Here is a 26660-nt window from a genome sequence, read left to right on the forward strand (position 1 = left end):
CGTGATGTCGGATCAATGACGTTTCGCCTCAATACATCAACAATAACGCTGCGGCAGCCGCTGTGCCGCTCCCGAAGCACCTTGCCTTCCCCTGTCGCTTCCCGCCCGCTCCCGACCGGAGGCGTCCGGCATCGGCAGCCGAGGTAGTGCGAAGCTGGGAGGCAACGCCGGCCGCCCACGGAGGGCAGTCACATGGTCGAGGTCGATCTCTCCCAACCGCCGTTCACCTTCCTCGATGACGAGGGCAGGGAGCGGGTGCGCAGCGGCATCGACCTGGCCTACTTCGATCGCGACGAGATCATCCTGGAGACCGGCCAGCCAGGCGAGTATGTGTTCCTCATCCACAAGGGTGAAGTCGCCGAGCTGGATACCACCCTGCCGGCCGCTCGCCAGCGCATCGGCCACTACACCCGGGGCGACCTGTTCGGCGCCATCAGCATCCTCAACGGCAAGAGCCGCTACCGCTTCCGCGCCGAGCAGGAGAGCCTCTGCTACCTGCTGCCCAAGGCGCTGTTCCTGGCGCTGTGCGACGACTATCCGCCGTTCGCCGAGTTCTTCCGCCAGACCCTGACCCACAAGGCGCGCCTGCTGACCGAACAGCGTGCCGAGGGAGGGGTGACCATGGCAGGCTTCATGCTGGCCCGGGTCGACGAGTGCATGCGCGAGCCGCTGCTGGTGCCCGCGGCCATGACCATCGGCGAGGCCGTGGCCACCATCAACGAGCGCCATGCCGACAGCCTGCTGGTGGAGGGCGAGTCCGGTCCCGGCATGGTGACCAAGACCGACCTGCTCAATGCCCTGGTGCTCGAGGAGCGCGGGCGAGACAGCCCCCTGGCGGGGATCGGCAGCGCCGAGCTGATCACCGTCTCCCCCGGCCAGTACCTCTTCGAGGCGCTGGTCATCATGACCCGCCACAAGGTCGAGCGGGTGGTGGTGATCGAGCAGCGCCGCCCCGTCGGGGTGGTGGAGCTGACCGACGTGCTCAGCTACTTCTCCAGCCGCAGCTACGTGGTCAGCCTGCAGGTCGAGCAGGCCAACAGCCTCGAGGCGCTGGCGGCGGCCAGCCGCCGCACCCCTGAGCTGGTCAAGGCGCTGATGGCCCAGGGCGTCAAGCTGCGCTTCGCCATGGGGCTGCTGGCCGCCCTCAACGGCCGGATCATGAACAAGGCCTGGGGCTTTTTGATCGACGAGCGCTACCACCGCGACAGCTGCCTGATGGTGATGGGCAGCGAGGGGCGCGGCGAGCAGATCCTCAAGACCGACCAGGACAACGGCCTGATCCTGGCCGACGGCCTCGACTGGCCCGACTGTGGCGAGCAGATGCAGCGGCTGACCGAGACCCTCATCGAGCTCGGCTACCCGCCCTGTCCCGGCAACATCATGGTCTCCAACCCCGAGTGGGTGGGCACCGAGAGCCAGTGGCGCGCGCGCATCGCCAGCTGGGCCGGCAAGCGGGATGGCGACAGCCTGATGAAGCTGGCCATCATGCTCGACTCCCATGCGGTGGCCGGCAACCCGGCCCTGCTCGACCGGGTACGCGAGGAGCTCTTCGAACGCTGCTCCCGCGACGAGCTGCTGCTCTCCTACTTCGCCCGCACCGCCCTGCGCTTCTCGACCCCGCTGACCCTGTTCGGCTCCCTGAAGAAGCCGCAGCACGGCATCGACATCAAGAAGGGCGGCATCTTCCCGATCGTCCACGGGGTGCGGACCATGGCGCTGGAACGGCGTATCCGGCCGACCTCGACCCTGGAACGCCTGGATGCCCTGGCGGCGGATGGCAGGCTCGAGGCCAGCTTCGCCGAGGACCTGGGCGAGGCGCTGTCGCTGTTCACCGAGCTGCGCCTCAAGCAGCAGCTGGCGGGGCTGGACGGCGAGGCGGCGAGCCGCAAGCCCGATCGGGTGGTGGTCCAGGAGCTCTCGTCCCTGGAGCGCGACCTGCTGCGCGAGGCGCTGCATATCGTCAAGGACTTCAAGCAGCGCCTCTCCCACCGTTTCCATCTGGAGTATTCGTGACGCCGAGGCGACGTCCGAAGGAACGACAACGACAACGACTCAAGGAGACCCCGTCATGATCAAGGCCCTGCGGCGCGCCGCCGACCGTCGACGACACGCCAACGGTGACTACGCCTGGCTGTTCCACCCCTACACCGGTGACGAGATGGTGGTGATCGACACCGAGACCACCGGGCTGGATACCCGCACCGCGGAGCTGGTCTCGATCGCAGCGGTGAAGGTGCGCGGCGACCGGGTACTGACCAGCGACTCCCTGGACCTGCGCCTGGCGCGTCCCGCCAGCCTCTCCGGCGACTCGATCCGCATCCATGGCCTGCGCGGCATCGACCTGGACGGCGGCGAGGAGATGGAGGCCGCCCTGGCCCGCCTGCTCGACTTCGTCGGCAACCGGCCCATCGTGGGGTGGTGCCTGGACTTCGACCTGGCCATCCTCAACCGCGAGCTTCGGCCGCGCTTCGGCTTCGACCTGCCCAATGCCACCATCGATGTGGCCCAGAGCTACGCCCGCCGGCTGCGTCGCCGCCATCCCGAGGTCGATGCGCTGCCGCGCTTCGAGCGGGTGGCCGAACTGCTGGGGGTGCCGGTCATGGGACGCCATACGGCGCTGGGCGATGCGGTGACCACGGCGCTGATGTACCTGAGGCTGGATCGCGCGACGCAGCCGGCCGGCCTGTTCTCCTGACGTCGGGAGGGCGTCGCCTCGTGCCGGCGGCGGTGGTAGGATGGGCGCCCGTCAATTTCCGTCCGCTCTGGCAGCGCCTACGACCATGCAAGACGCCGTGATCTTCGATCCCCCCACCTCGGCTTCCCCTTCCCGGGACGCCGCGCCGGCCGAACCGGCCTCATCGACCCTCGAGGCCCTGGATGCCCGCGCCAAGCGCGAGTTCAACAAGCTCCAGAAGCGCCTGCGGCGTCAGGTCGGCAACGCGATCATCGACTACGGGATGATCCACGAGGGCGACCGCGTGATGGTCTGCCTGTCGGGGGGCAAGGACAGCTACACCCTGCTGTCGATCCTGCGCAGCCTGCAGCGCAATGCGCCCATCGACTTCTCGCTGGTGGCGGTCAACCTCGACCAGAAGCAGCCCGGCTTCCCCGAGCACGTGCTGCCCGAGTACCTCGCGTCGATCGGCGTGGAGTACCACATCCTCGAGCGCGACACCTACTCGGTGGTCAAGGAGAAGACGCCCGAGGGCAAGACCACCTGCGCGCTCTGCTCGCGGCTGCGTCGCGGCTCCCTCTACGGCTTCGCCGAGGAGATCGGCGCCACCAAGGTCGCCCTGGGGCACCATCGCGAGGACATTCTCGAGACGCTGTTCCTCAACCTCTTCTTCGGCGGCAGCCTCAAGGCGATGCCCCCCAAGCTGCTCTCCGACGATGGCAGGAATATCCTGATCCGGCCGCTGGCCTACTGCCGCGAGGCGGACATCGCCGAGTATGCGCGGCTGATGGAGTTCCCGATCATCCCCTGCAACCTGTGCGGCTCGCAGCCCAACCTGCAGCGCCAGGTGGTCAAGGAGATGCTTGCCGAGTGGGAGAAGAAGCACCCCGGTCGCCTGGAGAGCATGTTCAAGGCGGTGACCAACGTGGCGCCGTCGCAGCTGGCCGACCGTGAGCTGTTCGACTTCGCCGGGCTGGAGGAGAAGCAGCAGCAGTTGCTGGCCAACCGCATCGATATTCTGAACGAGCGATAAGCGCCGAGCGCGCCCGGCGCTACTTCGCCCCTTCCTCTTCGGCGACCTGGGTCAGGGCCTCGAGGTCGAGGATATGCACCTCGCGGCCGGAGACGGCAACCAGGCCCTGGCTCTGGAAACGGCCCAGGATACGGCTGACCGTCTCGACCGCGAGCCCCAGGTAGTTGCCGATATCGGCCCGGGACATGGAGAGGCGGAAGCTGTAGGGGGAGTAGCCGCGGCGCCGGAAGCGGTCGGAGAGGCCGGCGAAGAAGCTGGCCAGCCGCTGGTCGGCGGTCTTGCGCGAGAGCAGCCGCATCATGCGGCGGTCGTCGCGCAGCTCCTTGCTCATGCTGCGGTAGAGCTGGGTGCGCAGCTCCGGCAGCGACTCGGAGAGGCTGTCGAGACGGTCGAAGGGGATCTCGCAGACCGTGGTGGTCTCCAGGGCCACCACGGTACCGGGGTAGCGTGCCTCGTCGATGCCGTCGAGCCCCACCAGCTCGCTGGGCAGGTAGAAGTTGGTGAGCTGGTCCTCGCCGCTGCCCTCGGTGGTCACCTGCTTGAGGCTGCCCGAGCGGACCGCGAAGACGCTGGTGAAGGGGCTGTCCTGGCGGAACAGGGTCTCGCCCTTCTTCAGCGGCGCACGCCGGCGGATGATGGCGTCGAACTGGTCCATGTCCTGCACCTCGAGCGCCAGCGGCAGGCACAGCGAACTCAGGCTGCAGGTCTGGCAACGGGTCTCGTGCAGCAGGGAACGCCGCCGGCCGGTCAGGGTATCCGGCATGGCCGACTCCTCCTTGATCGTGATCATGCCGGTCATTATGGAGGAAACTGCGGTCAGGGCAAACCACCCCTAAGGAGGTAGCTGCCCCGCCCGGCCGGCAGCGGGTCCCGCCCGCTGCCGGTTCAGGCGCCCGGCGGAGGGTAGGCGTCGAAGGCCATGGCCAGCCGATGGATCAGCAGCTCGCCGGCAGCGGTGGCGACCAGCCGGCTGCCGTGGCGTTCGAGCAGCCCGTCCCGGCGCAGGGGCTCGAGGCGTTGCAGGGCATCGGCCAGGCTCGCTTCGGCGTCGACGCCGTGAGCGGTGGAGAGGGTCTCGAGGTCCAGCGCCATCCCGCACAGCAGCCGCTCGATGGCGTCGCCCCTCAGGTGATCGTCGGCGGTCAGGCGGATGCCCCGCGAGGTGGGCAGTCGGCCCGCGTCCAGGGCGGCCTCGTAGGCGGCCAGGCTCTCCGGGTTGCGGGCCAGCACCTCCTCCAGCTGGCTGACGGCGGCCACGCCCAGGCCGATGTGGTCCGCCGGGCCGTGAGGGGTGTAGCCCAGCGGGTCACGCCTCAGGGTGCCATTGGCCCGGGCGATGGCCAGGCTGTCCCCGGGACGGGCGTACTGGCCCATGCCGATGGCCACATAGCCGTCGGCCTCCAGCCGCTGCCGTGCGTCGAGGAGGATCATCAGCTGCGTCTGCCGTGACGGCAGGTCCTCGGCGCGGATCTGCTGCTGGGCGCGGTAGCGTTCCGGGAGGTGCGAATAGCGATAGAGCGAGAGCCGCGGCGGCGCCATCGCGATCATCTGGTCGAGGGTCTCGGCGAAGCTCTCGCGGGTCTGCAGGGGCAGGCCGACGATCAGGTCCAGGTTCAGCGAGCGGAACCCCAGCCGTTCGGCCTCGTCGACCAGCGACTCGGTGAGCACCCGGGGCTGGATCCGGTTGATCGCCTTCTGCACCCGCAGGTCGAGCTCCTGGACGCCCAGGCTCAGCCGGTTGAAGCCCAGCGCCTGCAGGTGGCGCAGGGTGAAGACATCGGCCTCCCGCGGGTCGACCTCGATGCTGTAGTCGCGCTCGCGTGAGCCCGAGAGTCCGAAACGGGCATCCAGGCGGTCGAACAGGTCCCCCATCTGGTTCAGGGAGAGGAAGGTGGGCGCGCCGCCGCCCCAGTGCAGCCGCTGGACCTCCCGCGAGGTCGCCAGGTGGCGGGTCAGCAGTACCATCTCGCGGTCGAGCCGGGAGAGATAGGGCTCGGCCTGGCGGTTGTCCCGGGAGGCGATGCTGTGGCAGGCGCAGAAGCGGCAGGCCTGGCGGCAGAAGGGCAGCTGCACGTCCAGCGACAGCGGGCGTCCGCCGTGGTTGCTGCGCTCCAGGGCCGCGGCGAAGGCGTCCGCCGTGAGCCCGTCGCCGAAGCAGGCCACCCGCGGGTAGGTGACATAGCGGGGGCCGTCGAGGTCATGGCGGCACAGGCGCGACAGGGCGCGGTCGGTGCGTGATGGCCCGACGCGAGTCGCGGTCTTCGCATGGGCGGGCATGGCGGCACTCCCGGCGGTGGATGTGCCTTGTATGCTAGCGGGGAGGCGGCAGGGTCGGCGTTGAGCTGCGTCAATCCCGGGTGGAATAGCCGGGAATTCAGCCGTGCGCCGCGCCGGGCAGCAGTTGCCAGAGCTGCCACAGGGCGAAGGCGATGATCGAGAGCGCGGCCAGGGTGCGCGTGGCGCGGTGTCTGATCAGGCCCCCCAGCTGGCGGGCCGCCAGCCCGGTGGCCAGCAGGGCCGGCAGGGTACCGACGCCGAAGGCGCCCATCAGCGCGGCCCCCCTCAGCGGGTCGGCCATGGCCAGGCTCCAGGCCAGCATCGAGTAGACCAGCCCGCACGGCAGCCAGCCCCACACCGCCCCCAGCGCCACGGCCTGGGGGATCCTGACCACCGGCATCAGCCGCCGACCCACCGGCTCCAGGTGGCGCCACAGGCGCCGGCCCACGGCTTCCACTCGCAGCAGCCCCTTCCACCAGTCGGCGATATAGAGTGCCATCAGGATCAGCATGACCGCGGCGAACAGCTGCAGCACCACCCGCGTGGCCGGGGTGAGGGTGAGCAGGGTGCCGAGGCCCGCCACCAGGGCCCCGGCGACCATGTAGCTGGCGATGCGGCCCAGGTTGTAGCCGAGCAGCAGCCCGGAGAGGCGCGCCGGGGAGCGCATGCTGGGGGGCACGGCGAAGGTCAGGGCGCTCATGATCCCGCCGCACATGCCGATGCAGTGGGCGCCGCCGAGCAGGCCGAAGACGAAGGCCGCGGCGAGCGGCGGCAGGCCGAGTCCGGTGGGATCCATCAGCGGGAGTCGCCCGGCCCCGGGTCGTCCCTGTCGGCATCGTGGCGAACCTCGCGGCGGCGCCGGCGCTCATCGGGGGGCAGGTCGTTCTCGTCCTCGTCGAAGAGGATGCGGTGGGCGGGCCCCTCCAGGTCCTCGAACTGGTCGTTCTTCACCGCCCAGAAGAAGGCCCAGACGGCCAGGCCGAGCAGGATCAGCGACAGCGGAATCAGCAGGTAGAGGATGCTCATGCGTTCACCCGTTGTGGGGCCGGTGCGACGGCCTGCCGGGGCTCGGCGGCCCGGCTGCGGAAGCGGTTGAGGCGCAGGGCATTGCCCACCACCACCAGGGAGCTCGCCGACATGCCGATGGCCGCGAGCCATGGCGGGACGAAGCCCATGGCGGCCAGCGGCATGGCCGAGAAGTTATAGCACACCGACCAGACCATGTTCTGGCGCATCACCCGGCGGGTGGCCCGCGAGATCTCGATGGCCTCGACGATACGGATCAGCCGCGGGCTGAGCAAGATGGCATCGGCGCTGGTCCTGGCCAGGTCGGTGGCGCCGTTCATGGCGATGGCCACGTCGGCGCCGGCCAGTACCGGGATGTCGTTGATGCCGTCACCCACCATGGCGACCTTTTCGCCGGCCGCCTGGCACTCGCGGATGCGCTCGAGCTTGCATTCCGGGCTGGCTGCGCCGCGCCAGGTGGTGATGCCGAGGCGCCCGGCGAGCTCGCCTGCCGCCTGGGGGATGTCGCCGGAGAGCAGCTCCACCTCGAGGCCCAGGGCCGTCAGGGCGCGGACCGTCTCGGCGGCGTCCTCGCGGACATGGTCCTGCAGCGCGAACCAGGCGCGCGGCTCGCCCTCCTCGGTGAGCAGCAGCCACTGGCCGTCACCGGGTGCCTCGAGGGGGTGGTCCGGCGCGGCGAACCCAGGCTTACCCAGCCGCCAGCGTCGTCCTTCGATGTTGCCCTCCAGCCCCTGGCCGGTGCGGCTGGCGACCGCGTCGGCGGCCACCGTGGCCAGGCGGTAGGGGTGGAAGGCGCGGGCGATGGGGTGCTCGGAGCGCGCCTCCAGGGCGGCGGCGAGTACCCGCGCCCGGTCGGCCGCCAGCGCGCCGAGGGGGCGGGTCTCCACCAGCGCCATCTGTCCGGTGGTCAGGGTGCCGGTCTTGTCGAGGATCACCCGGTCGAGCTGGGAGAGTGCCTCGATGGCGTTGGCCCGGGTCACCAGCACGCCGCGGCGGCGCAGCTGGCCGTGTCCGGCCGTCAGGGCCGTCGGCGTGGCTAGGGCCAGGGCGCAGGGGCAGGTCACCACCAGCACCGAGAGGGTGACCCAGAGCACCCGCGACGGGTCGATGAACCACCACACCGTGGCCACGCCCAGGGTGACGAACAGCAGCCGCAGCACGAACAGGTGCGACATGCGCGCGGCCATCTGGGCCAGGCGCGGGCGGCTGGCGAAGGCGCGGTCGGTGAGGTCGACGATGCCGGCCACCCGGGCATCCCGGCCGGCGTGGGTCACGCGCACCACCAGCGGGCTCTCCACGTTCTGGCTGCCGCCGGTGACCCCGTCGCCGACCCGGCGCGTCACCGGCAGGTACTCGCCGGTGAGCATGGACTCGTCGAGGCTCGACTCGCCCTCCTCGATCACCCCGTCGGCGGGCACCCCATGGCCGGGCTTGACCAGCACCCGGTCGCCGGCAGCGAGCTCGCTGGCCGGCAGGATGCGCTCCTCGCCGTCGTCGGTGAGGCGGATCGCCGAGAGCGGCAGGGCGCCGGAGAGCGCGTTGCCGCTGTGGCCGCTGCGCCGCCGGGCGCGGGCCTCGACGTAGCGGCCGAAGAGCAGGAAGAAGGTGAACATCGCCACCGAGTCGAAGTAGACCTCGCCGGTGTCGGTGAGCACCGCGTAGCTGCTGGCCAGGTAGGCCCCGCCGATGGCGATGGAGACCGGCACGTCCATGCCCAGCACCCGGGTGCGCAGGTCGCGCAGGGCGTTGCGGAAGAAGGGCATGGCCGAGAAGAACACCACCGGGGTCGCCAGGGCAAAGGAGAGCCAGTGGAAGAGGGCATGGAAGTCCTCGCTGATCTCGCCGGGGCCGGCCACGTAGATGGGGATGGAGAACATCATCACTTGGGCCATGCCCACGGCGGCGATGATCAGGCGGCGCACGTTCATGCGCTCCTCGTGCTGCAGGCGCGCCTGGGCCTCATCGGGTTCGTAGGGCTGGGCCTGATAGCCGATGGCGGCCATCTCGGCCAGGATCCGCGACAGCTTGATCGCCTCGGGATCCCAGCTGACCCGCACCCGGTGGTGGGTAAGGTTCACGGCGCTGGAGTCGACCCCCGGCAGGGCGTTGAGGCGGTGCTCGATCAGCCAGGCGCAGGCCGCACAGGTGATGCCGTCCACCGCCAGGGTGGCATGCACCCGGTCGCTGTCGGCCTCGGGGTGGACGAACTGGCGCTGCAGGCCGGCGTCGTCGAACACCGCCCAGGTCTCGGCGCGGGCCGACTGGCGGTCGTCCGGGCGCTCGGGAAGCTCGGTGCGAAAGCGGTAGTAGCTGGCCAGGCCGCCGTCGACGATGGCGTGGGCCACCGCCTCGCAGCCGGGGCAGCAGAGCGGGTGGCGGGCGTCGTCCAGGGTGATCGACCAGGGAGCCCCGTCGGGCACCCGGCTCCCGCAGTGGTAACAGCCGTCCTCGACCGCTGTCGGGGTGTCCGCGCTCATCGACTCGGCGGGCCCGCGAACGGAGAGGCGATCACGAGTCGCTGGAGGCCGCGGCGCGGCCCGGCGTCAGCGGGATCTCGCCCTCGTCGGGGAAGCGGGCCTCGCCGACCAGGCGCCACTCGGGGGCGTCTCCCCGCGGCTGCAGCTGCAGGTACCAGCGGTAACGCAGGTTGTCCGGCGCCTGGCCCAGGTAGCGGCCATTGCGCACGTGCTCCAGCGTCAGCTCGATGTCGCGGTCGTCCTGGGTGGGGAAGATCAGCTCCAGGTCGAGGGCCTCGGGGAAGTCCTCGGCGCCCTCCAGGTCGAGTACCACGTCACTGGTCAGCGGGTCGAGGCGCAGCCGGGCAGTCAGGCCCAGGTTGGCGGCGCGCTCCTGCTTGGCCAGCACCATGTTGATGGCGCGGCCGTGCTCGTAGTAGTCCTCCTGGACCATGCCGTCGGCGCTGCGGATCGCCAGGAACGCGAAGGTGGAGCTGACGCTGATCGACAGCATCAGCAGGCCCATCAGGAACCAGGGCCAGAACTGCTTGTACCAGGGGGTCACGGGGTGGGACATGTCATCTCCGGATTTCGCCGATGAAGCGGGTCTCTCGCTCCAGCGAGATGTCGGGGTGGTCATCGGCCTCTAGGTGCAGGGTGATGGGATGGCTGGGGCGCTCGATCTCCGACGGGTCGACGGTGATCGACACCACGGCACGGCGGCTATCCCCGGCGGGGACCGAGATACGGTCGGTGTCCAGGGTCAGGCCCGGCAGTCCCGAGGCCGCCAGGCGGTAGACATGGTCCTGGCGATCCAGGTTGCGCACCGTCACCACATAGACGTTGCTCAGACGGCCGTCGCGGGTCAGCTGGTAGAGCTCGGTACGCTCCCGCTCCACCTCGAAGCCCAGCGGCGTGCGATCCGCCACTGCCCAGGCGAAGACCCCGATCATCACCACCAGCGCCGCCAGGTAGCCCATCAGGCGCGGGCGCAGGATGTGGGTGGGCTTGCCCTCCAGGGCGTTCTCGGTGGTGTAGCGGATCAGGCCGCGGGGGTAGCCCATCTTGTCCATTACGCTGTCGCAGGCGTCGATGCAGGCCGCGCAGGTGATGCACTCGTACTGCAGGCCGTCACGGATGTCGATGCCGGTGGGGCAGACCTGTACGCAGAGGTCGCAGTCGATGCAGTCGCCGTGGCCGGCCTCGCGGGCCTCGGCATGGCTGAAGCTCTTCTTGCGGGCGCCGCGCGGCTCGCCGCGGGCGGCGTCGTAGGAGACGATCAGGGTGTCGCGGTCGAACATCACCGACTGGAACCGCGCATAGGGGCACATGTAGATGCACACCTGTTCGCGCAGCCATCCGGCATTGAGGTAGGTGAAGACCAGGAAGAAGCCGACCCAGAAGTAGGACCAGCCATGGGCCTCCAGGGTGGGCAGGTCGATGACCAGCTGGCGAATCGGCGTGAAGTAGCCGACGAAGGTCACGCCGGTGGCCAGGGCGATGGCGAGCCAGATGGCGTGCTTGGTCCCCTTGCGCCACAGCTTGTCGGCCGTCATGGGCTGCCTGTCGAGCTTGATGCGCCGGTTGCGGCTTCCTTCCAGGCGGTGCTCGAACCAGATGAACAGGAAGGTCCAGACGCTCTGGGGGCAGGTGTAGCCGCACCACACCCGGCCGGCGAACACGGTGATGAAGAACAGGCCGAAGGCGCAGATGATCAGCAGCCAGGAGAGCAGCATGAACTCCTGGGGATAGAAGGTGGCGGCGAAGATGTGGAACTCGCGCCCCGGCAGGTCGAACCAGATGGCCGGGCGGTCCCCCCATGGCACCCAGGGCATCACGAAGAAGGCCAGCATCAGCAGCCAGTTAGCGCTGCGCCGCACCTTCTGGAACAGCCCCTTGATCTCGCGCACGTAGATATGCTCTCGCCGAGCGTACATCTCCTGCTGCACCGTCGAGCCGGGGGAGTGGTGCTCGACCGGTGATGGCGTGACATCGCGGGTGGGGATCTTGTCGCTCATGGCTGGCTCACGGCAGGGGGACGGAGGTCCGAACGGGCTCGGGCCGGGACAGGGCTATTGTATCGACGCACCGCACAAACGAGAAAGGGTGCGACCTGGCGCCGCACCCTTTCGTTCGCGTCACGCTGCGGGGTCAGTCCCTGAAGCGCAGGCTGTAGACGTAGGCGGCGACCAGGTGGACGCGCTCCTCGCCGATGTAGGCCGCCTGGGCCGGCATGTGGCCGTTGCGGCCGTTGCGCAGGGTCTGGCGAACCGAGTCCGCGACGCTCTGGCCCGGTGCCTGGTAGAGCCAGATGTCGTTGGTCAGGTTGGGCGCGCCCAGGGCCTGGTTGCCGGTGCCGTCGGGCATGTGGCAAGCGGCACAGACCGAGGCGAAGGTCGCCGCACCGCGTTCGGCGCGCTCGGCGTCGTGCTCGAGGTCGGACAGCGCGAGGACGTGCTGGGTGACGTTCTCGATATTTTCCTCGCCCAGCTGCTGCCAGGAAGGCATCAGGCCGTTGCGGCCACGGTTCAGGGAGGTCAGGATCTGCTCCGGCTCCCCGCCGTAGAGCCAGTCGTCATCGGTCAGGTTGGGGAAGCCGTAGCCGCCCTGAGCATTGGAGCCGTGGCACACCGCACAGTTGTTCAGGTAGATGCGCTCGGCCACCTGCATCGCCTCGCCGTCCTGGGCCAGTTCGGGGATCGGCACCTCCTGATACTGGGCGAAGATCGGCGTGAAGCGCTCCTCGGCCCGCGCCACTTCCTCCTCCCACTGGCCCTCCTGGGTCCAGCCCAGCACGCCGGCGAAGTTGCCGAGGCCGGGGTAGAGGACCAGGTAGCCCAGCGAGAAGATCACCGTGCCCACGTAGAGCTGGAACCACCAGCGCGGCAGCGGGTTGTCGTACTCCTCGATACCGTCGGCGGCGTGGCCGGTGGTCTCGACGTTGCCCTCGGCATCGGGGGTCTTGTCGGTCTTGCGGTTGGCGTAGAGCAGCCAGAAGGCAATCCCGATGGAGCCCAGCGTGATGACGATGATCCAGGCGCTCCAGAACCCGGAAAGGGAGTCACCCCAGAGATTGTTCATGTGTTCCTGTCTCCCTTGTTCTTGCGGGAAGCGGCCTCGTCCTGCGAGGCGCTCTTGTCACGGTTCGCGTGTTCATCATCGTCGGCGAAGGGTAGGTGGGCCGCCTCGTCGAAGTCCGGCTTGCGCCGCCGGGAGTAGGCCCACACGGTGATGCCGATGAAGGCCAGGATCAGCAGCCCGGTGATGATGCCGCGAAAGGTCCCGGTATCCATGATCAGCGCGTGCCCTCGAGCACGGTGCCCAGCTGCTGGAGGTAGGCGATCAGTGCGGTGATCTCCTGCTGGCCACGCACCTCGCGGGTGGCGTTGGCGATGTCCTCGTCGCTGTAGGGCACGCCCAGGGTCCGCAGGACCTCCATCTTCCGCGGCGTGTCGCTACCGTCCAGGGTGCGCTCGAAGAGCCACGGGTAGGCGGGCATGATCGACTCGGGCACCACGTCACGCGGGTTGTACATGTGGGCACGGTGCCAGTCGTCGCTGTAGCGGCCGCCGACACGGGCCAGGTCCGGCCCGGTACGCTTGGAGCCCCACAGGAAGTTGTGGTCGTAGACCGACTCGCCGGCCACGCTGTAGTGGCCGTAGCGCTCGGTCTCGGCGCGGAACGGGCGAACCATCTGGGAGTGGCAGCCGACGCAGCCCTCGCGGCGGTAGATGTCGCGGCCCTCGAGCTCCAGCGCGGAGAGGGGGCGCAGCCCGTCCACCGGCTCCGTGGTCTGCTTCTGGAAGAACAGCGGCACGACCTCGGCCAGGCCGCCGAAACTGATGACCACCAGGATCAGCACGGCGAGCAGGCCAACGTTCTTTTCGACAATCTCGTGTTTCATTGGTGTCGGTATCCCCGGTTGGCTCAGGCAGTCTGCGGAAGCGGCTGACGGGCGCCTTCGCCGCGCTTGACGGTCATGGTGACGTTGTAGGCCATGATCAGCATGCCCACGACCCAGCACAGGCCGCCGATCAGGCGCACGATGTAGCCGGGGCCGCTGGCCTCGACGGACTCGATGAAGGTGTACATCAGGGTGCCGTCGGGGTTGATGGCGCGCCACATCAGGCCCTGCAGGATGCCGTTGACCCACATGGAGGCGATGTAGAGCACGGTGCCGATGGTCGCCAGCCAGAAGTGCACGGCGATCAGGCCCACGGAGTGCATCTCGGTGCGGCCGAACAGGCGCGGGATCAGGTGGTACATGGAGCCGATGGTGATCATCGCCACCCAGCCGAGCGCGCCGGCGTGGACGTGACCGATGGTCCAGTCGGTGTAGTGGGAGAGGGCGTTGACGGTCTTCACCGCCATCATCGGGCCCTCGAAGGTGGACATGCCGTAGAAGGAGAGGGCCACCACCAGGAAGCGCAGGGTCGGGTCGGTGCGCAGCTTATGCCAGGCCCCGGAGAGGGTCATCATGCCGTTGATCATGCCGCCCCAGGAGGGGGCCAGCAGGATGATCGACATGATCATGCCCAGCGACTGCGCCCAGTTGGGCAGGGCAGTGTAGTGCAGGTGGTGGGGGCCGGCCCACATGTAGACCATGATCAGCGCCCAGAAGTGGACGATGGAGAGCCGGTAGGAGTAGACCGGGCGCTCGGCCTGCTTGGGCACGAAGTAGTACATCATCCCCAGGAAGCCGGCGGTCAGGAAGAAGCCCACCGCGTTGTGGCCGTACCACCACTGCACCATGGCGTCGATGGCGCCGGAGTAGATGGAGGTGGAGTACATGGCGGTGACCGGGATGGCGGCATTGTTGACGATGTGCAGCACGGCCACGGTCAGGATGAAGGCGGCGAAGAACCAGTTGGCCACGTAGATGTGGGACGTCTTGCGCTGCTTGACCGTCATCAGGAAGACGATGGCATAGCTGATCCACACCACGGCGATCAGGATGTTGATCGGCCACTCCAGCTCGGCGTACTCCTTGGTGGTGGTGTAGCCCAGCGGCAGCGTGATCACGGCCGAGAGGATCACCGCCTGCCAGCCCCAGAAGGTGAACGCCGCCAGCTTGTCCGAGAACAGGCGTGTCTGGCAGGTGCGCTGCACCACGTAGTAGGAGGTGGCAAACAGCGCCGAGCCGCCGAAGGCGAAGATCACGGCGTTGGTATGGAGCGGACGCAGACGGCCGAAGCTCGTCCAGGGCAGGTCCAGGTTGAGTTGCGGCCAAACCAGCTGTGCGGCAAGAATGACACCGAGGGTCATGCCCACGATGCCCCACACCACTGTCATGATCGCGAACTGCCGAACTACCTTGTAGTTGTAGGTCGGGTGTTCAAGTGCTGTGCTCATGTCAGGTTCCCATCGAACGCGGTAGCGGGGTGAAGCTGCGTCAGTTTGTCACGGACTCGGCTCCACCAGGATGATGCAGGTCAAGACGTGCGGATTCTATCGCAGCGAGGCCCAATCCTGAACACGCCAATCGGCTTATTCAGAGAACTCGGGAGACGACCCCTTGTCATATTACGCCCGCATGGATTACGCGTGCATTAGCGCCGACGAATGCCGGGAGCGCCTGGTACGGGGCCAGCGGGGCCGCTGGCTGCTGCCCGAGGGGCCGCTGGAGGTGGTGGGCGAGCCCCGGGCCGGGCGGCTGCTCATCGCCCACGGGGCGGGGGCTGGCCAGGATTCCCCCTTCATGCGCCGGCTGCGCGAGGCCCTGGCCGGGCAGGGGGTGCAGACCCTGGCCATCGAGTTTGCCTACCTGCAGCAGATGCGCCGCGAGGCGCGCCGTCGTCCGCCGCCGCGCATCGATCGCCTGGTCGAGGAACTGGCCCGCTGGTGCGACCTTCTGTCACACCCTGACCTGCCCCGCCCCTGGCTGGGCGGCAAGTCCATGGGCGGTCGTGCCGCCAGCCTGCTGGCGGCACGCGACCAGGCGAGGGGGCTGGTGCTGTGCGGCTACCCCTTTCACCCCACCGGCAAGCCGGAGTCGCTGCGCCTCTCCCACTGGCCCCTGCTCGCCTGTCCCATCCTGGTGGTGCAGGGGAGTCGCGACCCCTTCGGCAGCCGCGAGGAACTGGCCGGCTATGACCTGGGCAGTGCCGAGGTTCGCCTGCTGGAGGATGGCGACCACGACTGGAAGCCCCGTCGCGCCTCGGGCAGGACCCAGGTGGAGCTCATCGAGGAGGGCGCCGCCGCCATCGCCGATTTCATGGTGCGCCACGCCTGACCGGGGAGGGGGCGTCGCTGCGGGAGCCAAGTGGATGAATCTGCTGGGAATGAGGCGTCGGGGGTGAGCGAGAAAAAGCGTTGACATTGGGCGGCGCCCCTGTAGAATGCAGCGCCACGTGACCGGGGGTGGTTAGCTCAGCTGGGAGAGCACCAGCCTTACAAGCTGGGGGTCACAGGTTCGAACCCTGTACCACCCACCACTGCTCCAGGGCAGTGCCCGAGCACGTAGGAAGCACGCAGCGGACCGGTAGTTCAGTCGGTTAGAATGCCGGCCTGTCACGCCGGAGGTCGCGGGTTCGAGTCCCGTCCGGTCCGCCATCGTGTTGCCGCCCAGATGTCATCTTGTGGACCGGTAGTTCAGTCGGTTAGAATGCCGGCCTGTCACGCCGGAGGTCGCGGGTTCGAGTCCCGTCCGGTCCGCCACGATGGCCTGGCAGCAAAGTGCAGCAAGCGTAGTGTGCAGTCTGACGTGGGTGATTAGCTCAGTTGGTTAGAGCACCAGCCTCACATGCTGGGGGTCACTGGTTCGAATCCGGTATCACCCACCACGCGGACCGGTAGTTCAGTCGGTTAGAATGCCGGCCTGTCACGCCGGAGGTCGCGGGTTCGAGTCCCGTCCGGTCCGCCATCTGCGCCACGAATTCCGACCCCGATGCCCATGGCATCGGGGTCTTCGTGTTTCCGGCCCCCGTCCCCGATCACTCCTCGCCCGCCCCGGGCCGCGCCAGGGATCGTCCCGCCGTTCCGGCGGTCGACACCGCAGGCGGGTTTTGCACCCTCGCCTCAACTATCATACAGTTGTTTGAATTCCTTCCTGACGCCACCGCGAGGACCGCGCCGTGACCGATTACCCGCATCTGTTCCGTCCGCTCGAGCTCGGCCACCTGACCCTGCCCAACCGGGTGCTGATGGGCTCCATGCACACCAACCTGGAGGAGGCCCCCGGCGGCTTCGAGCGCCTGGCGGCCTTCTATGCCGAGCGGGCCCGGGAGGGGGTCGGCCTGATCGTCACCGGCGGCATCGCCCCCAACCCCGAGGGGGCAGTGTTCCAGGGGGCGGCCACCCTGGAGCGTGGGGAACAGCTGCCGGATCACCGCCGGCTGGTGGAGGCCGTCCACGGCGAGGGGGGGCGGATCTGCCTGCAGATCCTGCATGCCGGTCGCTACGCCTACACCCCGGATCTGGTCGCTCCCTCGGCCATCCAGGCGCCGATCAACCCCTTCCCGCCCCGGGCGCTGGGCAGCGACGAGGTGGAGCAGCAGATCGCCGACTACGTCCGCTGTGCGACCCTGGCCCGGGAGGCCGGCTACGACGGCATCGAGGTGATGGGCTCCGAGGGCTACCTGATCAACCAGTTCGTCTGTCGGCGCACCAACCATCGCGACGACGCCTGGGGCGGGGCCTTCGAGAACCGCATCCGCTTCCCGGTGGAGGTGGTCCGGCGCATCCGCGAGGCGGTGGGCGACGACTTCCTGATCATCTTCCGCCTGTCGATGATCGACCTGGTGGAGGAGGGGAGCACCCACGAGGAGGTGGTGGCCCTGGGGCTTGCCATCGAGGCGGCGGGCGCCGACCTGATCAACACCGGCATCGGCTGGCACGAGGCGCGGGTACCGACCATCGTCACCAGCGTGCCGCGGGCGGCCTTCACCGAGGTGACCCGGCGCATTAAGGCGGCGCTCTCGGTGCCGCTGATCACCACCAACCGCATCAACATGCCCGAGGTGGCCGAGCGGGTGCTTGCCGAGGGGCACGCGGACATGGTCTCCATGGCCCGCCCCTTCCTGGCCGACCCGGCCTGGGTCACCAAGGCCGCGGCGGGCCGGAGCGAGGAGATCAACACCTGTATCGCCTGCAACCAGGCCTGCCTGGACCACACCTTCCAGGGCAAGCCCACCTCCTGCCTGGTCAATCCGCGGGCCGGCCACGAGACCGAGCTTGTCATCGAGCCCGCCGCGGAGCCTCGTTCCATTGCTGTGGTGGGCGGTGGCCCGGCGGGCCTGGCCGCGGCGGTGACCGCCGCCCAGCGCGGCCATGCGGTGACCCTCTTCGAGCGGGCCGGCGAACTGGGCGGGCAGTTCAACTATGCCCGGCGGATCCCCGGCAAGGAGGAGTTCGACGAGACCCTGCGCTACTTCCGGGTGATGCTGGACAAGCATCGCGTGCGGGTGCGGCTCAACTGTGAGGCGGACCCCCATGCCCTGCGCGACTTCGATGTGGTGGTGCTGGCCAGCGGCGTCAGGCCGCGCCGGCTCGAGCTGCCGGGCGGCGATCATCCCAAGGTGATGGGCTATCCCACGGCGATCCTCCACCCCGAGCGGGTCGGTCGCCGCGTGGCGGTCATCGGCGCCGGCGGCATCGGCTTCGACGTGGCGGAGCTGCTGACCCATGTGGGCCACCCCTCGCTGGACCGCGAGGCCTGGTGCGAGGAGTGGGGCGTCGACCTGGCGGTCTCCACGCCGGGCGGACTCGCGCCGCCACGGCGCCCCGAGGTGCCGCGCCAGGTCTTCCTGCTGCAGCGCAAGGCCTCGAAGCCCGGCAAGGGGCTGGGCAAGACCACCGGCTGGGTGCATCGTGCCTCGCTAAAGCACCGCGGCGTCGAAGCCCTGGCCGGCTGTGAGTACCTGGGCGTCGATGACCGGGGCCTGCACCTGCGGGTGGACGGCGAGCCGCGGCTGCTCGAGGTCGACAGCGTGGTGGTCTGCGCCGGCCAGGAGCCGGTTCGCGAGCTGCTCGCGCCGCTGCAGGCGTCGGGCGTCGAGGTGCATCTCATCGGCGGGGCGGACGAGGCCGCCGAACTCGATGCCAAGCGCGCCATCGACCAGGGGACCCGGCTGGCGGCGCGCCTCTGAGGCGCGCAGCGACCGGCGACCGTGGCGCAGCCCCGCCATGCATGGCGGGGCTGCGTCCTTTCAGCGTTTAAATCTGCACAATTCTGCCAGAACCTCCCCGCTGGCCCGGTGTTCATAGGGATAACACCCCCAGCGTTGATTCGTTGTCCGCTAATACGGTGACCGGCTGACTACGCTGAGGGTGACCCACTCCTCGCGCGCTGCCCCGACGAGATGGCGCCGAGTCCGCGGGCTTACAGGAGGCATCGATGAGCATCTTCGATCATGTGCAGAATCGCTTCGAGCGTGTCCGGCAGGAAGAGATGAGCCTGCAGGAGTATCTGGAACTCTGTCACCGGGAGCCCATGGCCTATGCCACGGCGGCCGAACGGATGCTGGAGGCCATCGGCGAGCCCGAGGTGATCGACACGGCCAAGGACCCGAGGCTCTCCCGCATCTTCTCCAACAAGGTGATCCGCCGCTATCCGGCGTTTTCCGAGTTCTATGGCATGGAGGAGGCGATCGAGCAGATCGTTGCCTACTTCCGGCATGCCGCCCAGGGCCTCGAGGAGCGCAAGCAGATCCTCTACCTGCTGGGTCCGGTCGGTGGTGGCAAGTCCTCCATGGCGGAGCGTCTCAAGCTGCTGATGGAGAAGGTGCCCTTCTATGCCATCAAGGGCTCCCCGGTGCACGAGTCGCCGCTGGGGCTCTTCTCCCCGGAGGAGGACGGCGAGCTGCTCGAGAAGGAGTACGGCATCCCGCGGCGCTACCTGCGCAGCGTGATGTCGCCCTGGGCATCGAAGCGTCTGAAGGAGTACGGCGGCGACATCTCCCAGTTCCGGGTGGTGCGCCTCTACCCGTCGCGCCTCAACCAGATCGCCATCTCCAAGACCGAGCCCGGCGACGAGAACAACCAGGACATCTCCTCCCTGGTGGGCAAGGTGGACATCCGCCAGCTCGAGCTCTACTCCCAGGATGACCCCGACGCCTACAGCTTCTCCGGTGGCCTGTGCCGCGCCAACCAGGGGCTGATGGAGTTCGTCGAGATGTTCAAGGCACCGATCAAGGTGCTGCACCCGCTGCTCACCGCCACCCAGGAGGGCAACTACAACCCCACCGAGGGCATGGGGGCGATCCCCTTCGACGGCGTGGTGCTGGCCCACTCCAACGAGAGCGAGTGGCAGGCGTTCCGCAACAACCGCAACAACGAGGCCTTCCTCGACCGGGTCTACATCGTCAAGGTGCCATACTGCCTGCGGGTCTCCGAGGAGGTGAAGATCTACCAGAAGCTGCTCGAGCACTCCTCCCTGAACCAGGCGCCCTGCGCGCCGGACACCCTGCGCATGCTTGCCCAGTTCTCGGTGCTCTCGCGGCTCAAGGAGCCGGAGAACTCCAGCGTCTACTCCAAGATGCGCGTCTATGACGGCGAGAACCTCAAGGATACCGATCCCAAGGCCAAGTCGATCCAGGAGTACCGCGACGCGGCGGGAGTGGACGAGGGGATGGAGGGGCTCTCCACCCGCTTCGCCTTCAAGATCCTCTCCAAGGTGTTCAACTTCGACAGCCACGAGGTGGCCGCCAATCCGGTGCACCTGCTCTATGTTCTCGAGCAGCGCCTCGAGCAGGAGCAGCTGCCGCGCGAGACCTTCGAGCGCTACCTTCGCTACATCAAGGAGTTCCTGGCGCCGCGCTACGTGGACTTCATCGGCAAGGAGATCCAGACCGCCTACCTCGAGTCCTACTCCGAGTACGGCCAGAACATCTTCGACCGCTACGTCACCTACGCCGACTTCTGGATCCAGGACCAGGAGTACCGCGACCCGGAGACCGGCGAGCTGTTCAATCGCCAGGCCCTCAACGAGGAACTGGAGAAGATCGAGAAGCCGGCTGGCATCTCCAATCCCAAGGACTTCCGCCACGAGGTGGTCAACTTCGTGCTGCGGGCCCGGGCCCAGAACAACGGCATGAACCCGAGCTGGCAGTCCTACGAGAAGCTGCGCGGGGTGATCGAGCAGAAGATGTTCGCCAACACCGAGGAGCTGCTGCCGGTGATCTCCTTCAACGCCAAGGCCTCCACGGCGGACCACAAGAAGCACGAGGACTTCGTGGCCCGCATGGTCGATCGTGGCTACACCGAGAAGCAGGTCCGACTGCTCTCCGAGTGGTACCTGAGGGTGCGCAAGTCGCAGTAGGCACGAGCGCCTGGCGCCCTGCGCCAGGCGATAGCCGAGCGGCGGGCAAGAGGAGGTCGCCATGACCTATTTCATCGATCGACGGGCCAACGCCAAGCACAAGAGCGCGGTCAATCGCCAGCGCTTTCTGGATCGCTATCGCACCCACATCAAGCGCTCCGTGGAGGAGGCGGTGAACCGCCGCTCGATCACCGACATGGAGCGCGGCGAGAAGGTGTCGATCCCGAGCCGCGACATCTCCGAGCCGGTGTTCCAGCACGGCCCGGGCGGCAAGCGCAGCATCGTCGCGCCCGGCAACAAGGAGTTCACCGAGGGGGACCGGCTGCGACGTCCCGGCGGCGGTGGCGGAGGCGGCGGCGCCGGGGAGGGCGGCGCCTCGGATCAGGGCGAGGGCATGGACGAGTTCGCCTTCACGCTCTCCCGCGAGGAGTTCCTCGACTTCGTCTTCGACGGCCTGGAGCTGCCACACCTGGAGCGCAAGAACCTGGTGGATCTCGACGAGGTCAGGCCGGTGCGGGCCGGGGTCTCGCGGGATGGCGTGCCTGCCAGGATCAACATCGTGCGCTCCATGCGCGAGGCCCAGGCGCGCCGCATCGCCATGCGGGCGCCGATCCGCCGCGCCCTTCGCGAGGCCCAGGAGGCCCTCGAGGTCGAGGAGCGCAAGGACCCGGTGCTGCGTAACCCGGCGCGCATCAATGAGCTCAGGGAGGAGATCGAGCGCCTCGAGAAGCGCCTCGAGTCGGTGCCCTTCATCGACACCTACGACCTGCGCTACAACAACCTGGTCAACCAGCCCCAGCCCTCCAGCAAGGCGGTGATGTTCTGCATCATGGACGTCTCCGGCTCCATGACCCAGGCCCACAAGGACATCGCCAAGCGCTTCTTCCTGCTGCTCTACCTGTTCCTCGAGCGCAACTACGAGAAGGTCGAGCTGGTCTTCGTGCGCCACCATACCGCGGCCAAGGAGGTCGACGAGGAGGAGTTCTTCTACTCCCGGGAGACCGGCGGCACCATCGTCTCCAGTGCCCTGACCCTGGTCGACGAGATCATCGCCGACCGCTATCCGCCGGGGCAGTGGAACCTCTATGTGGCCCAGGCCTCGGACGGTGACAACTGGGACGACGACTCGGTCGCCTGTCGCGACCTGTTGCTCAAGTCGCTGATGCCCCGACTGCAGTATTTCACCTACGTGGAGATCACCCCTCACGCTCACCAGGCGCTGTGGGAGGAGTACGAGACGGTCGCGGCCGAGTTCCCGGGGCGCTTCGCCATGCGCCAGATCGTCGAGGCGGGCGACATCTACCCGGTGTTCCGCGAACTGTTCAAGCGCCGCGCCGCCGGCGGCTGAGATGTCGGCCAGGCGGCCCAGGAGGCACCATGACACGACGCAAGCCCATCGCCACGGGGTCCGACTGGAACTTCGAGATCCTCGACCGGTTCGAGCGGGAGATTGCCCGGCTGGCGGACGAGTACCGGCTGGATACCTACCCCAACCAGATCGAGGTCATCACCACCGAGCAGATGATGGATGCCTATGCCAGCGTGGGCATGCCGGTGGGCTACCACCACTGGTCCTTCGGCAAGCAGTTCCTGGCCGTGGAGCAGGCCTATCGTCGCGGCCAGATGGGGCTGGCCTACGAACTGGTCATCAACTCCGACCCCTGCATCGCCTACCTGATGGAGGAGAACACCCTGATGATGCAGGTGCTGGTCATGGCCCACGCCTGCTACGGCCACAACTCCTTCTTCAAGGGCAACTACCTGTTCCGGACCTGGACCGATGCCTCCTCGATCATCGACTACCTGGTGTTTGCGCGGAAATACATCGCCGAGTGCGAGGAGCGCCACGGGGTCACTGCCGTGGAGCAGCTGCTGGACGCCTGCCATGCCCTGCAGAACTACGGGGTCGACCGCTACAAGCGCCCCTCGCCGATCTCCGCGGCCGAGGAGGCGCGGCGCCAGAAGGAGCGGGAGGCCTACCTGCAGGCCCAGGTCAACACCCTGTGGCGGACCATTCCCGGCAGCGCCCCCGCGGATGTGCTGGCCGGTGGCCATGACGAGGAGGACCCGCTGGGCCTTCACGCGGGGGGGCGCTATCCGGCCGAGCCCCAGGAGAACCTGCTCTACTTCATCGAGAAGAACGCCCCGCTGCTGGCGCCCTGGCAGCGCGAGGTGGTGCGCATCGTGCGCAAGCTGGCCCAGTACTTCTACCCCCAGCGCCAGACCCAGGTGATGAACGAGGGCTGGGCCACCTTCTGGCACTACACCCTGATGAATCGCCTCTATGAGGAGGGCCTGGTGGACGAGGGGCTGATCCTGGAGTTCCTGCAGTCCCACACCGCGGTGGTCAACCAGCCCGACTTCGACAGCCCCTGGTACAACGGCATCAACCCCTATGCCCTGGGCTTCGCCATCTTCAGCGACCTCAAGCGCATCTGCGAGGCGCCCACGGAGGAGGATCGCCAGTGGTTCCCGGACACCGCCGGCAGCGACTGGCGGGAGACCCTGGAGTTCGCCATGAAGAACTTCAAGGACGAGTCCTTCATCCAGCAGTTCCTGTCACCCAAGGTGATCCGCGACCTCAAGCTGTTCATGGTGGTGGACGACGACCAGGAGGAGATGCTGGAGGTTTCGGCGATCCATGACGAGCGCGGCTACCGGCGCATCCGCGAGGCGCTGGCGATCCAGTACGCCCTCTCGGTGCGCGAGCCCAATATTCAGGTCTACTCGGCGGACATCCGCGGCGATCGCTCGCTGACCCTGCGCCATGTGCAGGACAGTCGCCGCCCGCTGGCGCGCAGCGTCTACCCGGTGATCCGCCACCTGCACCAGCTGTGGGGCTTCCCGGTCAGGCTGGAGTCGCTGGAGGGCGACGAGGTGGTGCGTCGCTACCACTGGCCGCTGCCCGATGAGGCGCGCCAGGAGCAGGCCTGACGTTCGCCGGCACGCCGGCCCGAAACGCACGAGACCCGCGCCGTGGCGCGGGTCTCGCGGGTTGACGAATCGCCACCGTCGGGCAGGACGGGGCGATGCGTCGGGTATCAGCCCTGGGCGGTCCAGGACTGGCACCAGCCGCCCGGCTCGACGCTGTTCTGCGGGAAGAGCTGGCAACCTTCGCTGTCGGCCTGCCAGAACATGCAGTTGTCGCAGCGTTCGCCCTCCTCGTAGGCCGGGTGATCGGCGGCGTCGGCAGCGTCCTCGACGTAGTTCAGGGCCTGGGCCTGGTCGGCGCTCGGGTCTAGGCGCGGCAGGTCCTGGGCGAAGGCGGTCTTGGAGAGGATGCCGGCACCCAGCGGCAGGGCGGCGAGGCCCAGCAGGCTGGTGCGCATGAAGTCACGACGGCTCTGATTGGCCATGGGATCTCCTTTTCGTCACGGTTTCAGGAACGATTCCTGTTCTTCTTTCGCTTCTGGCGGGTGGTCAGCCACCTCTTGCTCCGACAGGGGCTGTCCCCGGGAGTTCGCTGCTCTATGGTAGTAGAGTGACCCAAGCGATGCGATCCAGCCATTGGCCGTGCGGCAATCTGTCGCGCGGCATGTCGGAGCCCGGGAATGCCGATGATCTTCACCCGTTTTGCCTCGCCGATCGGCGAACTGTTGCTGCTGGCCGATGGGGAGGGCCTGCGTGAACTTCGTCTCGTCGCGGACGGCCTCGCCGACCCGGAATCGGCGCGCCGGGACGACGATGCCCTTGCCGAGGCCCGTGATCAGCTGCTGGCCTACCTGGCCGGCCGGCGGCGCAGCTTCAGCCTGCCGCTGGCCCCCGGGGGCAGCGACTTCCAGCGTCAGGTCTGGGCCGCCCTGCTGCGGATTCCCTGGGGCGAGACGCGGACCTACGGCGAGCTGGCACGCCGGATCGGGCGCGAGGGAGCCGCTCGTGCCATCGGCACGGCCAACGGGGCCAACCCGCTGCCGCTGCTGATTCCCTGCCACCGGGTGGTGGCGGCCGATGGCCTGGGGGGCTACAGCGGCGGGCTGGCGCTCAAGCGGCGACTGCTCGAGCTGGAGGGCAGCCTGCCCGGCTGAGCCATGATTCTGCCGAGCGCCTGGCGCTGCTATACTCGCGCCACTGCCGGTGGCCGGCCGCCGGCCGCCGGCCGCCATCGAGTAACGTGAAACTCTGGAGCAGGGGAGAGCCCGATGCAGAATGCCGTGATCCTGATCAATGCCGAGAAGGGCCAGGTCAAGGCGGTGGCCGAGCGCCTGGCCGACGTGGAGGGGATCAGCGAGGTCTACTCCACCTGCGGGCGCTATGACCTGGTGGCGATCGCCCGTACCCGCGACTTCGAGAGCCTGGCGGAGCTGGTCACCGAGCGGCTCAACGCCGTGGAGGGGATCCGCGACACCGAGACCCTCAATGCCATGCAGGTGCACTCCCGTCACGACCTCGAGACCATGTTCTCGCTGGGCTGGTAGCTCGCCCCCCTCCCGCCGGCCGGCGCCTCCCTTGCGGGAGGCGCCGCGTCGTTGATGGACGCTTCTCCACAGGACAGGATCGCGCAAGGATGGCGAGACGCCGACGACCTTCCCTCATGTCCCGCTGGCGCCGCCAGGCGCGAGGCCTCGGTGTCTCGCTGCTGTTTGTGGTGGTGGCCTCGGGGCTCTGGTACGGCCAGGAGCGCCAGGTGCGCGACCAGCTGGTGTGGATGGGCGTGCCCGAGTGGCAGGCCCTCACCCCCCTGCACTTCCATCGGGTGTTGCGCAACGACGGCTTTCTGGTCGGCTGGTCCGACGTGCGGGTCAATCCGCTGTGGGTCAGTTACCGGCTGGAGGCGGTGGAGGATCCGCGCGCAGGACCGCGACCGAACTTCCAGCGTGACTGGCGGACCCTGTGGCCGATCGGCACCGACCACTATGCCGGCAGCGGCTACGACCGTGGCCACCTGGCGCCGAACTACGCCATCGCCGCGGTGCACGGGCACCAGGCCCAGCAAGACACCTTCTTCATGAGCAACATGACGCCCCAGCGGCCCGACCTCAATCGTCGCCTGTGGCAGCGGCTGGAGGCGGCGGTGATGGACCACTTCGTGCCACGCTTCGGCGAGCTTCAGGTGATCACCGGGCCGGTGTTCCCGGCGCCTTTCCGCGACAACGTCCTCAACCGGGTCGGGTTCGTGGAGGTGCCCGAGGCCTTCTACAAGATCCTCGTGGTGCCGTCGGAGCCGCCCATGGCGCTAGCCTTCCTCATGCCCCAGGAGGTGCGCGGCGACGAGCCGCTGGACGACTACCTGGTGAGCATCGACGAGGTGGAGGCGCGCACCGGGCTCGACTTCTTCCCGAACCTGCCGGCGGCCAGCGCGGAGGTGCTGGAGGGGCAGGTGGTGACCCGCGGCTGGGCGCTGGAGGAGGTGGCCCGGCTGCCGTCACGCTTCTGAGAAGCGGGCGAGAGGCAAGTCGCGGGCACAAAAAAGCCGCGATCATCGTCGCGGCTTTCGAATGTTTGGGCTGGCTGTGTCTGCTCTGCATGACGCGGAAATGGTGCCCAGGAGAGGACTTGAACCTCCACATCCGTAAGGATACTAGCACCTGAAGCTAGCGCGTCTACCAATTCCGCCACCTGGGCGCATCATGCTGTCATCGTGTTCGCCGGCATCATCTTGCGGATGATGGTGCCCAGGAGAGGACTTGAACCTCCACGTCCGTAAGGACACTAGCACCTGAAGCTAGCGCGTCTACCAATTCCGCCACCTGGGCGAACACGAGCGATTCGAGCTGACAAAGAGCCTGGGAGTTGCCTCCCTGACATGCCGCCATGGCGGTACGTCGATGGTGCCCAGAAGAGGACTTGAACCTCCACGTCCGTAAGGACACTAGCACCTGAAGCTAGCGCGTCTACCAATTCCGCCATCTGGGCAAGCGAGGCGTATGGTACCCGTTTTCGGCGCCAATGCAAGAGGGAAGGGATGGGCGCGCGGATTTTTTTGCCCGCTTCCGGCGC

Annotated in this window: 23 protein-coding genes and 8 tRNA genes; 16 read left to right on the forward strand and 15 right to left on the reverse strand. The window is 68.1% G+C overall.

Annotated features, from left to right (window positions below; translation table 11 throughout):
• The first annotated feature begins 192 nt into the window (after window positions 1-192).
• The 3 genes from NFC98_RS03325 to ttcA all read left to right on the forward strand — a co-directional run bounded on the left by NFC98_RS03325 (window position 193) and on the right by ttcA (window position 3707).
• Window positions 193-2013, forward strand: a complete 1821-nt coding sequence (locus tag NFC98_RS03325) for a putative nucleotidyltransferase substrate binding domain-containing protein (RefSeq protein ID WP_254276746.1) — start codon at window positions 193-195, stop codon at window positions 2011-2013.
• 55 nt (window positions 2014-2068) lie between these two features.
• Window positions 2069-2695, forward strand: a complete 627-nt coding sequence (locus tag NFC98_RS03330; RefSeq protein WP_254276747.1) for a 3'-5' exonuclease — start codon at window positions 2069-2071, stop codon at window positions 2693-2695.
• 85 nt (window positions 2696-2780) lie between these two features.
• The gene (gene ttcA, locus NFC98_RS03335) at window positions 2781-3707 is read left to right on the forward strand and encodes a tRNA 2-thiocytidine(32) synthetase TtcA (protein ID WP_254276748.1); all 927 of its coding nucleotides are present in this window, start codon (window positions 2781-2783) and stop codon (window positions 3705-3707) included.
• A 19-nt stretch (window positions 3708-3726) separates the two neighbouring features.
• Here the strand turns inward: ttcA and fnr are convergent, their stop codons facing one another.
• The 11 genes from fnr to ccoN form a co-directional block, all read right to left on the reverse strand.
• A complete protein-coding gene (gene fnr / locus NFC98_RS03340) occupies window positions 3727-4470 on the reverse strand; it encodes a fumarate/nitrate reduction transcriptional regulator Fnr (RefSeq protein ID WP_183330340.1) in 744 nt (247 codons plus the stop codon).
• A 122-nt stretch (window positions 4471-4592) separates the two neighbouring features.
• The gene (gene hemN, locus NFC98_RS03345) at window positions 4593-5984 is read right to left on the reverse strand and encodes an oxygen-independent coproporphyrinogen III oxidase (RefSeq protein WP_254276749.1); all 1392 of its coding nucleotides are present in this window, start codon (window positions 5982-5984) and stop codon (window positions 4593-4595) included.
• A 97-nt stretch (window positions 5985-6081) separates the two neighbouring features.
• Entirely contained in the window at window positions 6082-6780 is a 699-nt protein-coding gene (locus NFC98_RS03350; protein ID WP_254276750.1) for a sulfite exporter TauE/SafE family protein, read from the reverse strand.
• Window positions 6780-7010 (reverse strand): cbb3-type cytochrome oxidase assembly protein CcoS, encoded by a 231-nt coding sequence (gene ccoS, locus NFC98_RS03355; RefSeq protein ID WP_254276751.1) that lies wholly within the window; start codon window positions 7008-7010, stop codon window positions 6780-6782. The genes NFC98_RS03350 and ccoS overlap by 1 nt, the downstream gene beginning before the upstream one ends.
• Window positions 7007-9487: a heavy metal translocating P-type ATPase gene (locus NFC98_RS03360; protein WP_254276752.1), complete on the reverse strand. Its 2481-nt coding sequence runs from the start codon at window positions 9485-9487 to the stop codon at window positions 7007-7009. The genes ccoS and NFC98_RS03360 overlap by 4 nt, the downstream gene beginning before the upstream one ends.
• Window positions 9488-9518: 31 nt before the next feature.
• The gene (locus tag NFC98_RS03365; protein ID WP_254276753.1) at window positions 9519-10043 is read right to left on the reverse strand and encodes a FixH family protein; all 525 of its coding nucleotides are present in this window, start codon (window positions 10041-10043) and stop codon (window positions 9519-9521) included.
• A gap of 1 nt (window position 10044) precedes the next feature.
• Window positions 10045-11484: a cytochrome c oxidase accessory protein CcoG gene (ccoG, locus tag NFC98_RS03370; protein ID WP_254276754.1), complete on the reverse strand. Its 1440-nt coding sequence runs from the start codon at window positions 11482-11484 to the stop codon at window positions 10045-10047.
• Between the two features lie 133 nt (window positions 11485-11617).
• Entirely contained in the window at window positions 11618-12547 is a 930-nt protein-coding gene (gene ccoP, locus NFC98_RS03375; RefSeq protein ID WP_254276755.1) for a cytochrome-c oxidase, cbb3-type subunit III, read from the reverse strand.
• Window positions 12544-12759, reverse strand: coding sequence for a cbb3-type cytochrome c oxidase subunit 3 (locus tag NFC98_RS03380; RefSeq protein WP_254276756.1), 216 nt, complete (start codon window positions 12757-12759; stop codon window positions 12544-12546). Before NFC98_RS03380 ends, ccoP begins: the two co-directional genes overlap by 4 nt.
• Before the next feature lie 2 nt (window positions 12760-12761).
• Window positions 12762-13370: a cytochrome-c oxidase, cbb3-type subunit II gene (gene ccoO / locus NFC98_RS03385; protein ID WP_254276757.1), complete on the reverse strand. Its 609-nt coding sequence runs from the start codon at window positions 13368-13370 to the stop codon at window positions 12762-12764.
• 23 nt (window positions 13371-13393) lie between these two features.
• Window positions 13394-14818: a cytochrome-c oxidase, cbb3-type subunit I gene (gene ccoN, locus NFC98_RS03390; RefSeq protein WP_254276758.1), complete on the reverse strand. Its 1425-nt coding sequence runs from the start codon at window positions 14816-14818 to the stop codon at window positions 13394-13396.
• Window positions 14819-14981: 163 nt separating this feature from the next.
• Here ccoN and NFC98_RS03395 point away from each other — a divergent pair, with 163 nt between their 5' ends.
• The 10 genes from NFC98_RS03395 to NFC98_RS03440 all read left to right on the forward strand — a co-directional run bounded on the left by NFC98_RS03395 (window position 14982) and on the right by NFC98_RS03440 (window position 23657).
• Complete coding sequence (locus NFC98_RS03395; RefSeq protein ID WP_254276759.1) at window positions 14982-15698, forward strand: alpha/beta family hydrolase; 717 nt, start codon at window positions 14982-14984, stop codon at window positions 15696-15698.
• A 126-nt stretch (window positions 15699-15824) separates the two neighbouring features.
• Window positions 15825-15900, forward strand: a tRNA-Val gene (locus tag NFC98_RS03400).
• A 41-nt stretch (window positions 15901-15941) separates the two neighbouring features.
• Window positions 15942-16018: transfer RNA gene (locus NFC98_RS03405), tRNA-Asp, on the forward strand.
• Window positions 16019-16046: 28 nt separating this feature from the next.
• Window positions 16047-16123: transfer RNA gene (locus NFC98_RS03410), tRNA-Asp, on the forward strand.
• A 48-nt stretch (window positions 16124-16171) separates the two neighbouring features.
• Window positions 16172-16248, forward strand: a tRNA-Val gene (locus NFC98_RS03415).
• Window positions 16249-16251: 3 nt separating this feature from the next.
• Window positions 16252-16328, forward strand: a tRNA-Asp gene (locus NFC98_RS03420).
• Window positions 16329-16539: 211 nt separating this feature from the next.
• Complete coding sequence (locus tag NFC98_RS03425) at window positions 16540-18552, forward strand: NADPH-dependent 2,4-dienoyl-CoA reductase (protein WP_254276760.1); 2013 nt, start codon at window positions 16540-16542, stop codon at window positions 18550-18552.
• Between the two features lie 248 nt (window positions 18553-18800).
• A complete protein-coding gene (locus NFC98_RS03430; protein WP_254276761.1) occupies window positions 18801-20723 on the forward strand; it encodes a PrkA family serine protein kinase in 1923 nt (640 codons plus the stop codon).
• 61 nt (window positions 20724-20784) lie between these two features.
• Window positions 20785-22071 (forward strand): YeaH/YhbH family protein, encoded by a 1287-nt coding sequence (locus tag NFC98_RS03435; protein ID WP_254276762.1) that lies wholly within the window; start codon window positions 20785-20787, stop codon window positions 22069-22071.
• Between the two features lie 29 nt (window positions 22072-22100).
• Window positions 22101-23657 carry a SpoVR family protein gene (locus NFC98_RS03440; RefSeq protein WP_254276763.1) on the forward strand — a complete coding sequence of 519 codons (1557 nt, stop codon included), beginning with the start codon at window positions 22101-22103 and terminating at the stop codon, window positions 23655-23657.
• 107 nt (window positions 23658-23764) lie between these two features.
• On the opposite strand, the gene NFC98_RS03445 is transcribed toward NFC98_RS03440, so the two are convergent.
• Window positions 23765-24079 (reverse strand): high-potential iron-sulfur protein, encoded by a 315-nt coding sequence (locus NFC98_RS03445; protein ID WP_254276764.1) that lies wholly within the window; start codon window positions 24077-24079, stop codon window positions 23765-23767.
• Between the two features lie 195 nt (window positions 24080-24274).
• Here NFC98_RS03445 and NFC98_RS03450 point away from each other — a divergent pair, with 195 nt between their 5' ends.
• The 3 genes from NFC98_RS03450 (at window position 24275) to NFC98_RS03460 (ending at window position 26097) form a co-directional block, all read left to right on the forward strand.
• Window positions 24275-24748, forward strand: a complete 474-nt coding sequence (locus NFC98_RS03450) for a methylated-DNA--[protein]-cysteine S-methyltransferase (RefSeq protein WP_254276765.1) — start codon at window positions 24275-24277, stop codon at window positions 24746-24748.
• Between the two features lie 114 nt (window positions 24749-24862).
• Window positions 24863-25138: an Lrp/AsnC family transcriptional regulator gene (locus tag NFC98_RS03455; protein ID WP_110068493.1), complete on the forward strand. Its 276-nt coding sequence runs from the start codon at window positions 24863-24865 to the stop codon at window positions 25136-25138.
• A gap of 116 nt (window positions 25139-25254) precedes the next feature.
• The gene (locus tag NFC98_RS03460) at window positions 25255-26097 is read left to right on the forward strand and encodes a DNA/RNA non-specific endonuclease (RefSeq protein ID WP_254276766.1); all 843 of its coding nucleotides are present in this window, start codon (window positions 25255-25257) and stop codon (window positions 26095-26097) included.
• Window positions 26098-26198: 101 nt separating this feature from the next.
• Here the strand turns inward: NFC98_RS03460 and NFC98_RS03465 are convergent.
• The 3 genes from NFC98_RS03465 to NFC98_RS03475 all read right to left on the reverse strand — a co-directional run bounded on the left by NFC98_RS03465 (window position 26199) and on the right by NFC98_RS03475 (window position 26576).
• A tRNA-Leu gene (locus tag NFC98_RS03465) sits at window positions 26199-26285 on the reverse strand.
• Between the two features lie 44 nt (window positions 26286-26329).
• Window positions 26330-26416: transfer RNA gene (locus NFC98_RS03470), tRNA-Leu, on the reverse strand.
• A gap of 73 nt (window positions 26417-26489) precedes the next feature.
• A tRNA-Leu gene (locus NFC98_RS03475) sits at window positions 26490-26576 on the reverse strand.
• Window positions 26577-26660 lie beyond the last annotated feature (84 nt).

The sequence above is a fragment of the Halomonas sp. 3H genome (assembly GCF_024206005.1).
GTDB lineage: Bacteria > Pseudomonadota > Gammaproteobacteria > Pseudomonadales > Halomonadaceae > Halomonas > Halomonas campaniensis.

Excerpts from the sequence above, each read along its gene's own strand:
- NFC98_RS03325 (WP_254276746.1), top strand. The coding sequence starts at position 193 with ATGGTCGAGGTCGATCTCTCCCAACCGCCGTTCACCTTCCTCGATGAC.
- NFC98_RS03330 (WP_254276747.1), top strand. The coding sequence starts at position 2,069 with ATGATCAAGGCCCTGCGGCGCGCCGCCGACCGTCGACGACACGCCAAC.
- ttcA (WP_254276748.1), top strand. The coding sequence starts at position 2,781 with ATGCAAGACGCCGTGATCTTCGATCCCCCCACCTCGGCTTCCCCTTCC.
- fnr (WP_183330340.1), bottom strand. The coding sequence starts at position 4,470 with ATGCCGGATACCCTGACCGGCCGGCGGCGTTCCCTGCTGCACGAGACC.
- hemN (WP_254276749.1), bottom strand. The coding sequence starts at position 5,984 with ATGCCCGCCCATGCGAAGACCGCGACTCGCGTCGGGCCATCACGCACC.
- NFC98_RS03350 (WP_254276750.1), bottom strand. The coding sequence starts at position 6,780 with ATGGATCCCACCGGACTCGGCCTGCCGCCGCTCGCCGCGGCCTTCGTC.
- ccoS (WP_254276751.1), bottom strand. The coding sequence starts at position 7,010 with ATGAGCATCCTCTACCTGCTGATTCCGCTGTCGCTGATCCTGCTCGGC.
- NFC98_RS03360 (WP_254276752.1), bottom strand. The coding sequence starts at position 9,487 with ATGAGCGCGGACACCCCGACAGCGGTCGAGGACGGCTGTTACCACTGC.
- NFC98_RS03365 (WP_254276753.1), bottom strand. The coding sequence starts at position 10,043 with ATGTCCCACCCCGTGACCCCCTGGTACAAGCAGTTCTGGCCCTGGTTC.
- ccoG (WP_254276754.1), bottom strand. The coding sequence starts at position 11,484 with ATGAGCGACAAGATCCCCACCCGCGATGTCACGCCATCACCGGTCGAG.
- ccoP (WP_254276755.1), bottom strand. The coding sequence starts at position 12,547 with ATGAACAATCTCTGGGGTGACTCCCTTTCCGGGTTCTGGAGCGCCTGG.
- NFC98_RS03380 (WP_254276756.1), bottom strand. The coding sequence starts at position 12,759 with ATGGATACCGGGACCTTTCGCGGCATCATCACCGGGCTGCTGATCCTG.
- ccoO (WP_254276757.1), bottom strand. The coding sequence starts at position 13,370 with ATGAAACACGAGATTGTCGAAAAGAACGTTGGCCTGCTCGCCGTGCTG.
- ccoN (WP_254276758.1), bottom strand. The coding sequence starts at position 14,818 with ATGAGCACAGCACTTGAACACCCGACCTACAACTACAAGGTAGTTCGG.
- NFC98_RS03430 (WP_254276761.1), top strand. The coding sequence starts at position 18,801 with ATGAGCATCTTCGATCATGTGCAGAATCGCTTCGAGCGTGTCCGGCAG.
- NFC98_RS03435 (WP_254276762.1), top strand. The coding sequence starts at position 20,785 with ATGACCTATTTCATCGATCGACGGGCCAACGCCAAGCACAAGAGCGCG.
- NFC98_RS03440 (WP_254276763.1), top strand. The coding sequence starts at position 22,101 with ATGACACGACGCAAGCCCATCGCCACGGGGTCCGACTGGAACTTCGAG.
- NFC98_RS03445 (WP_254276764.1), bottom strand. The coding sequence starts at position 24,079 with ATGGCCAATCAGAGCCGTCGTGACTTCATGCGCACCAGCCTGCTGGGC.
- NFC98_RS03450 (WP_254276765.1), top strand. The coding sequence starts at position 24,275 with ATGCCGATGATCTTCACCCGTTTTGCCTCGCCGATCGGCGAACTGTTG.
- NFC98_RS03455 (WP_110068493.1), top strand. The coding sequence starts at position 24,863 with ATGCAGAATGCCGTGATCCTGATCAATGCCGAGAAGGGCCAGGTCAAG.
- NFC98_RS03460 (WP_254276766.1), top strand. The coding sequence starts at position 25,255 with ATGTCCCGCTGGCGCCGCCAGGCGCGAGGCCTCGGTGTCTCGCTGCTG.